The following is a 6603-nucleotide window of genomic DNA, read 5'->3' on the forward strand; positions in this document are numbered from 1 at the left end:
CGCCAGTTCTGCCTTGAGCAGCCATGCCGACTGGTTGTGCAGCAGCGCGTCCCACCAGTGGCGGGTGGTGAACTCGGGGATCACGACGGTCAGGTGGCTGTGCTGGTCGTGGTCGTCGACCTCGTTGATGATCTTCATGACCGGTTCGTACAGTCTGCGGTAGTGGTCGGTCACGACGGTGAGGTCGACACCGGTTCCCGTGCGTGCCCATCGGCGCCGCACCTTCTCGGCGCTGGCCTCGTCGGACGCCACATGCACGGCGACCAACCGGTCCGGCTGCAGCCCCCGCGCGTAGGCCAGCGCTTCCAGCGTCCCACGATGGACACCGCCGACCAGCAGCACCACGAGGTGGACCCGTTCGATCTGCTCCCACCCCTCGGGGATGCGCAGCTGCCGACCGACGTGGTCGTAGTGACGGCGGATCGCGCGGAACAGCAGGACGATGGCCGGGATCACGATCGCGGGGATCCACGCGCCGGTGGTGAACTTCGACACCACCACGACCACCAGCACGAGTGCGGTCGCGACTGCGCCGACACCGTTGATGACCTGCCCGCGGCGCCACCCGCGCTCGCGCTCGCGGGCGTGGTGGCGGACCATCCCGATCTGGGAGATCGTAAAGCCGGTGAACACCCCGACGGCGTACAGCGGGATCAGCGCGGTCGTGCTCCCTCCGAAGGCGGCCAGCAGCAGACATGCGGTGACGGCGAGCACGACGACGCCGTTGGAGAACACCAGCCGGTCGCCGCGGTGCGCCAGCTGGCGTGGCAGGTAGCCGTCGGCGGCGATGATCGACGACAGCCGTGGGAAGTCGGCGAACGCGGTGTTCGCAGCGAGGAACAGGATCGCCATCGTCGTCAGCTGGATGAACAGGTACAGCGCGGTGCCGCGCCCGAACACGGCACCGCCCATGATCGACAGCAGCGTCTCGTGCTCGCTGACCGTGGGCCGCAGCCGGTCGGCCAGCAGCGACAGGCCGAAGAAGAACCCGCCGAGGATCGTCGCCATCATCACCAGCGTCGTGGCGGCGTTGCGCGACTCGGGTGGGCGGAACGCCTGGATGCCGTTGGTGATCGCCTCGGTACCGGTCAACGCGACCGCACCCGACGAGAACGCCCGCGCAAGCAGCAGCGCGCCGGCGACGCCGACGAGCCCTCCGTGGCCGCCGCCGAGCTCGGCGAGGTCGGCCTCGTCGACCGGCAACGGCGCGAGGTCCCCGGTGGACAGCCGCCACAACCCCACGCCGATGAGCAGGGCGAGCCCGACGATGTACAGGTAGGTGGGGATGGCGAACAGCGTCCCGGACTCCTTGGCGCCCCGCAGGTTGGCCAGCGTCATGAACGCTACGACGGACACCGCGATCGCCACCTCGTGGCCGCGTAGCGTCGGGTACGCCGACACGACGGCGGCGACACCGGCCGAGACCGACACCGCGACGGTGAGGGTGTAGTCGACGAGTAGCGATGCCCCGGCGACGAGGGAGGCGCGTGCTCCCAGGTTGTCCCGCGCGACGATGTACGCGCCACCGCCGTTGGGATACGCGTAGATGGTCTGGCGGTAGCTGACCGCCACGATGGCCAGCACGACCACCACCACCCCCGAGATCGGCAGGAGCAGGTGCAGCGCGGCCATGCCGGCGACCGGCACGAGGATGAGCAGGATCTCCTCGGTCGCGTAGGCCGTCGACGAGATCGCGTCGGAGGCGAACACGGCCAGGCCCAGGCGCTTGGGCAGCCGCTGCTGGTGCTCCTCGTGCGTCGCCAGGGGGCGGCCGAGCAACAGGCGTTTCAGGGCGGACACCGTCGCTCACTCCTCGTCCGGGTCGGCGTCCGTGCACCACGTGGTGGTCGGGCGCTGCTCGTCGCGGTCCCGGGTCGTTACCGTGACGGGATCGACGGCGACGGCCGGGACCGTGCGGAACGGTATGCCCGGAACCGTCGCGCCTCCGGCGCTTAACGCGTTCTTAGCGCCGGGTGCGCCGGTGTTGACGCGTCCGCAGCGTCCCGGCGCGGCGCTCGGGTGGTCGGGCTCGCCGTGCTGACGGGCGTGTTCCGGTCGTTGGGCGCCGAGGTCGAACTGTCGACCGCGCAGCTGCCCTACCTGGCGCTGACCGTCGTGGTGGCCGCCGTCGGCGACCGCCGTGGCGGCGAACCCCAACACGACGTCACCGACCACCGGGCCTGCCAGGCGTCACCGACCGTGCCCGGTGGATACCTGCACGACGTCCGCGATCAACCACGGTAACTCCCTGGACGGGGAAGACGGTGTGTTCGTCAGCGTGCGACTTCACGCCTTGGGAGCGCGGACCTTAACGAGATCTTCACGCCCTCTCGGGCCTCCTTAACGAGTTCTCGGCGGTGCCCGCGTGCTGCGCGGACGACCCTGTCACCGAGGACGCTCGGACTGATCGGGTGGTGTTCGGTGGACAGCCGTGACAAGCCACGACGTGGCGGGTGGCGCATCCTGCTCGGCGTCGACGATGACGCCGCGCTGCGACGCGCACTGCTCTCCGCGGGTCGCGAACGACGCGAGGCGGGCGCCGCTGTCATCGTCGGGTGCTTCGAGCCGCCTCAGCCGGAGGCCGCGGGACTCGACGGGATGCCCGTGCTGCCCCTCGTCCCGCGATCAGGCGGAGCTGCCAGCGTGGATGTCGAGTCCATCCGCGATCGACACCCCGACGTGGTGCTCCTCGACGACCTCGCCCGGCTCACGCCGCACGACGCCGAGCGGATTCCCGACGTCGAGGCGATCCGATCCCTGGGCATCGACGTCATCAGCACCATCCGCGCTCGCGAGATCGCATCGCTGGCGCACGCCCTGTCTCCATCGCCGCCGCCGCGGTCGACCGTCCCCGACCGCGCGCTGCTGGAGGCCGACGACGTCGCAGTCGTCGCGGGTGACAGCGCCGATCGGCCCGTCGCCATGGCGCAGCAATGGGCCCAACGTCCCCGTCCGCAGCACCACGCCGACCACGACGTCCATGACGCCGCGGGGCCGGGACGCATCGTAGTGGCGTTCGACACCACCCGCGACGCGTGTGACACGATCAGCCGTGCGGCCGATCTCGCGCATGCCACCGGCGTGCACCTGGTCGGCGCCAACGTCACATTGATCACAGGCGACACCGACGATCCGGCGTTGCACGACCGGCGGCGGCAGCTCGAAGCCCTCGACGCGGACATCGTGGAGGTCGTTGACGACGACCCAGGATGGGCGCTGGCACGGATCGCCGAGGCCGAAGGCGCCCACTTGGTCGTGCAACGCGGCACCGTCGAGGGACAGCCCGTCCTCGACGTCCCGACCGCCGGCGTCCGCGGCCTCGACCTGTACATCGTCGCCCCCTCCGGACGCGAACCCGACATCCCGTCCGCGCCCCGGGCCGCCGGCAGCAACCTGCGATCGACCCGACTTCCACGTACGCGGCAGGCAGCCGGCTACGCCGCGGTCGTGGTCGCCATCCCCCTGCTGACGCTCGCCCTGGCGGCACTTCGGGAGTCGGTGCACCTGTCGACGGTGCTCCTGCTGTACCTCGCATTGACCGTCGCGGTCACCGCCGTCGGCGGGCGCGGACCCGGGCTGCTCGCCGCCGCCGGCGGCTTCGCGCTGGGTGACTACTTCTTCACCCGCCCCTACTTCGAGTGGGTCATCGAAGATGTCAACGTCATTATCGCGATGGTCGTCTTTGCCGTCGTGGCGGTGACCGTCAGTGTGCTCGTCGACACCGCGGCGCGACGCGCGGCGGAAGCCGCCCGCGCCCGGGCGGAGGCCACCGCACTCGCACACCTCGCCACCGCCGTGCTGACCAGCCGCGACCCGCTGCCCCGCCTGCTGCACGACCTACGCGCCGCGTTCGACCTCGACGCGGTCGCGATCCTGCGCCGCGACGGCGACACGTGGGCCGTCGAGCACGCCACCGGTGGCCCGGTGCCACAGCGGCCGGCGGACGCCACCGACGCGCTCGCGATCGGACCCGATCGCTACCTCGCGCTCGTCGGGCCGCGGACACCCGCCGACGACAGCAGGGTGCTGATGGCGTTCACCGCCCAGCTGGCACTTGCCATCGACCGCCGCACTGCAGGAGACCCGTCATGACCGACCACCTGTTCGTCGCCCATCGACACATCGTCACCGAACACGCGCTGTCGGCGTACCCGCCAGAGACCCAGCATCACTTCCGGGGCGACCCCGCGGACTGGCTGCCGGGACGACTGACCATGCACGGCGGGTCGACCTTCCACATGCGCACGCGGTTCCTCGGCGCCAACGTGACCCTGCAGTACACGGTCGGCCCCCCGTGGATGCGCGGCGACACGGCCACACGCAGCCTCCGGATCGAGTTCCTGGAACGTCCGTTCGGCATGGCCTGGCTGCTGCCGGTGGTCGAGGGGGAGCTGACGCTGTGGGGCGATCCGCGCCCGCGGATCAGATTCAAAGGCCGGTCAGTGGTGTCGGGCCTGTTCGGGGTGCGCATGTGGTCAGCACGCAGCCTCGTGCGCGGCGTCAGCGCGGGCATCACCGACCGCCTCTCGGCGCAGGCCCCTCCGGTGCCGCCATCGAAGGCGTCGCCCGCGCGGTGAGATGACCGGACCGGAAGTTCGGGTCGCGCCTGCTGGTGGCGGCTCAGACAAGGAGTTGACGCTGATGGATGATCTCGTGTTCGTCGTTGTGGCGATCGCGTTGTTCGCGCTGTCCGCGCTGTACGTCCGTGCGTGCGCGCACCTCGTGGACGACTCTGCGGCGTGGCGGGGCGGAACGAACGGTGACCGCCGGTGACCATCGAAAACGTGCTCGGACTCGTGTTCGCCGTAGGCGTCATGACGTACCTCGTCGCGGCCCTGCTGTTCCCCGACCGCATGGGGTGACGTCGCTTCGACGCCACCAATTGGCCACGTGAGGACGTGACATGCAGGTACACAACTGGCTGCAGTTCGCCGTCGTGGCCGGACTGTTCGTGGTGCTCACGCCGCCGTTGGGCGCCTACATGGCGCGTGTCTACGGCGGCGGGCGGGCACCCGGCGAGCGCATCTTCGGGCCGGTTGATCGCATGATCTACCGCCTCTGCGGCATCGATGCCTCGCGTGAGCAGCGGTCGACGACCTACGCGCTGTCGTTCGTCGCGTTCAGCCTCATGTCGTGGCTCGCGCTGTACGCGATCCAGCGGCTGCAGGGCCTGCTGCCGCTCAACCCGACGGACATGTCGGGCGTGTCCCCGGATCTGGCGTTCAACACGGCGATGAGCTTCACGTCGAACACCAACTGGCAGAACTACTCGGGCGAGGCGACGCTGAGCCATCTCACCCAGATGACGGGTCTGACGGTGCAGAACTTCGTGTCGGCCGCCGCCGGGATGGCGGTGCTCGCCGCGGTCATCCGCGGGCTTGCGCGGACGCGGAGCGACACGGTCGGCAACTTCTGGGTCGACCTGGTCCGTACCACGACGCGGATCCTGCTGCCGCTGTCCTTCGTCGTCGCGCTGGTGCTCGTCAGCCGGGGCGTCATCCAGAACCTCGACGGCTTCACGCAGGCGACGACGCTCGAAGGCGGGCGGCAGACGCTACCGGGCGGCCCGGTCGCCAGCCAGATCGCGATCAAGCAGCTCGGCACCAACGGCGGCGGGTTCTTCGGGTCCAACTCGGCCGTGCCGTACGAGAACTCCACGCCGTTGGTCAACCTCGTCGAACTGGTCGCCATCGGGGTTATCCCGTTCGCGCTGACCGCCACCTTCGGTCGCATGATCGGCAACCGCCGGCAGGGATGGGTCCTGTTCGCGGTCATGTTCATCCTCTGGGCCGGCTCCGCGGTCGCCGCCATGGTCTTCGAAGCGCAGGGCAACCCCAGGCTGACCGCGCTCGGCGTCGACCAGGCCGCGACGGAGTTGCAGGCCGGCGGGAACATGGAGGGCAAGGAGGTGCGCTTCGGGCCGGCCGCCAGCGCCCTGTGGGCAGCGACGACCACGGGCACCTCCAACGGCTCGGTCAACTCGATGCACGACAGCTACACGCCTCTTGGCGGTGGCGTGACGACGCTGAACATGCTGCTCGGCGAGGTCAGTCCCGGCGGCGTCGGCGTCGGCCTGATGGGCCTGTTGATCCTCGCGATCCTGTCGGTCTTCATCGCCGGGCTGATGGTCGGCCGGACGCCGGAGTTCCTCGGCAAGAAGATCGAGCCCGGCGAGATGAAGGTCGTGACGCTGTACATCCTGGCCGTGCCGCTGGTGGTGCTGGTGTTTACCGCTGCCAGTGTGCTGTTGCCGTCGGCGGTCGCACAGGCCGGCAACGCGCCGGGCCCGCACGGTTTGACCGAGGTGCTCTATGGCTTCGCGTCTCCGGGGAACAACAACGGCTCGGCGTTCGTCGGGCTGTCGTCGAACACACCGTGGTTCAACAGCACGCAGGGGATTGCGTTCGTCTTCGGTCGGTGGTTGCTGATCGTGCCCGCGCTGGCCGTCGCCGGCTCCTTGGTGCGCAAGCAGCCGGTGCCCGCGTCGACCGGCACCTTCCCGACCGACGGTGCCACGTTCGGGATCCTCCTGCTCGGCGTGACCCTCATCCTCGTGGGTCTGACGTACTTCCCGGTCCTGTCGCTCGGCCCGATCGCCGAGCA

The 6603-nt window shown here is 69.9% G+C and carries 7 protein-coding genes; 6 read left to right on the top strand and 1 reads right to left on the bottom strand.

Features of this window, described 5'->3' with window-relative positions:
- Positions 1-1800: APC family permease (locus VFZ70_01420; GenBank protein HEX6254447.1), on the bottom strand; the 1800-nt coding region annotated here is incomplete at its 3' end.
- A 219-nt stretch (positions 1801-2019) separates the two neighbouring features.
- Here VFZ70_01420 and VFZ70_01425 point away from each other — a divergent pair.
- The 6 genes from VFZ70_01425 to kdpA form a co-directional block, all read left to right on the top strand.
- A complete protein-coding gene (locus VFZ70_01425; GenBank protein ID HEX6254448.1) occupies positions 2020-2244 on the top strand; it encodes a hypothetical protein in 225 nt (74 codons plus the stop codon).
- A 177-nt stretch (positions 2245-2421) separates the two neighbouring features.
- Positions 2422-4092 (top strand): DUF4118 domain-containing protein, encoded by a 1671-nt coding sequence (locus VFZ70_01430; GenBank protein ID HEX6254449.1) that lies wholly within the window; start codon positions 2422-2424, stop codon positions 4090-4092.
- Positions 4089-4577: a hypothetical protein gene (locus VFZ70_01435; protein HEX6254450.1), complete on the top strand. Its 489-nt coding sequence runs from the start codon at positions 4089-4091 to the stop codon at positions 4575-4577. Before VFZ70_01430 ends, VFZ70_01435 begins: the two co-directional genes overlap by 4 nt.
- A 64-nt stretch (positions 4578-4641) precedes the next feature.
- Positions 4642-4773, top strand: a complete 132-nt coding sequence (locus VFZ70_01440) for a hypothetical protein (GenBank protein ID HEX6254451.1) — start codon at positions 4642-4644, stop codon at positions 4771-4773.
- Positions 4770-4862 carry a potassium-transporting ATPase subunit F gene (locus tag VFZ70_01445; GenBank protein ID HEX6254452.1) on the top strand — a complete coding sequence of 31 codons (93 nt, stop codon included), beginning with the start codon at positions 4770-4772 and terminating at the stop codon, positions 4860-4862. The genes VFZ70_01440 and VFZ70_01445 overlap by 4 nt, the downstream gene beginning before the upstream one ends.
- Positions 4863-4903: 41 nt before the next feature.
- The coding region (kdpA, locus tag VFZ70_01450) for a potassium-transporting ATPase subunit KdpA (protein HEX6254453.1) at positions 4904-6603 on the top strand (1700 nt) is incomplete at its 3' end.

Source organism: Euzebyales bacterium, assembly GCA_036374135.1.
Taxonomy (GTDB): Bacteria; Actinomycetota; Nitriliruptoria; order Euzebyales; family JAHELV01; genus JAHELV01.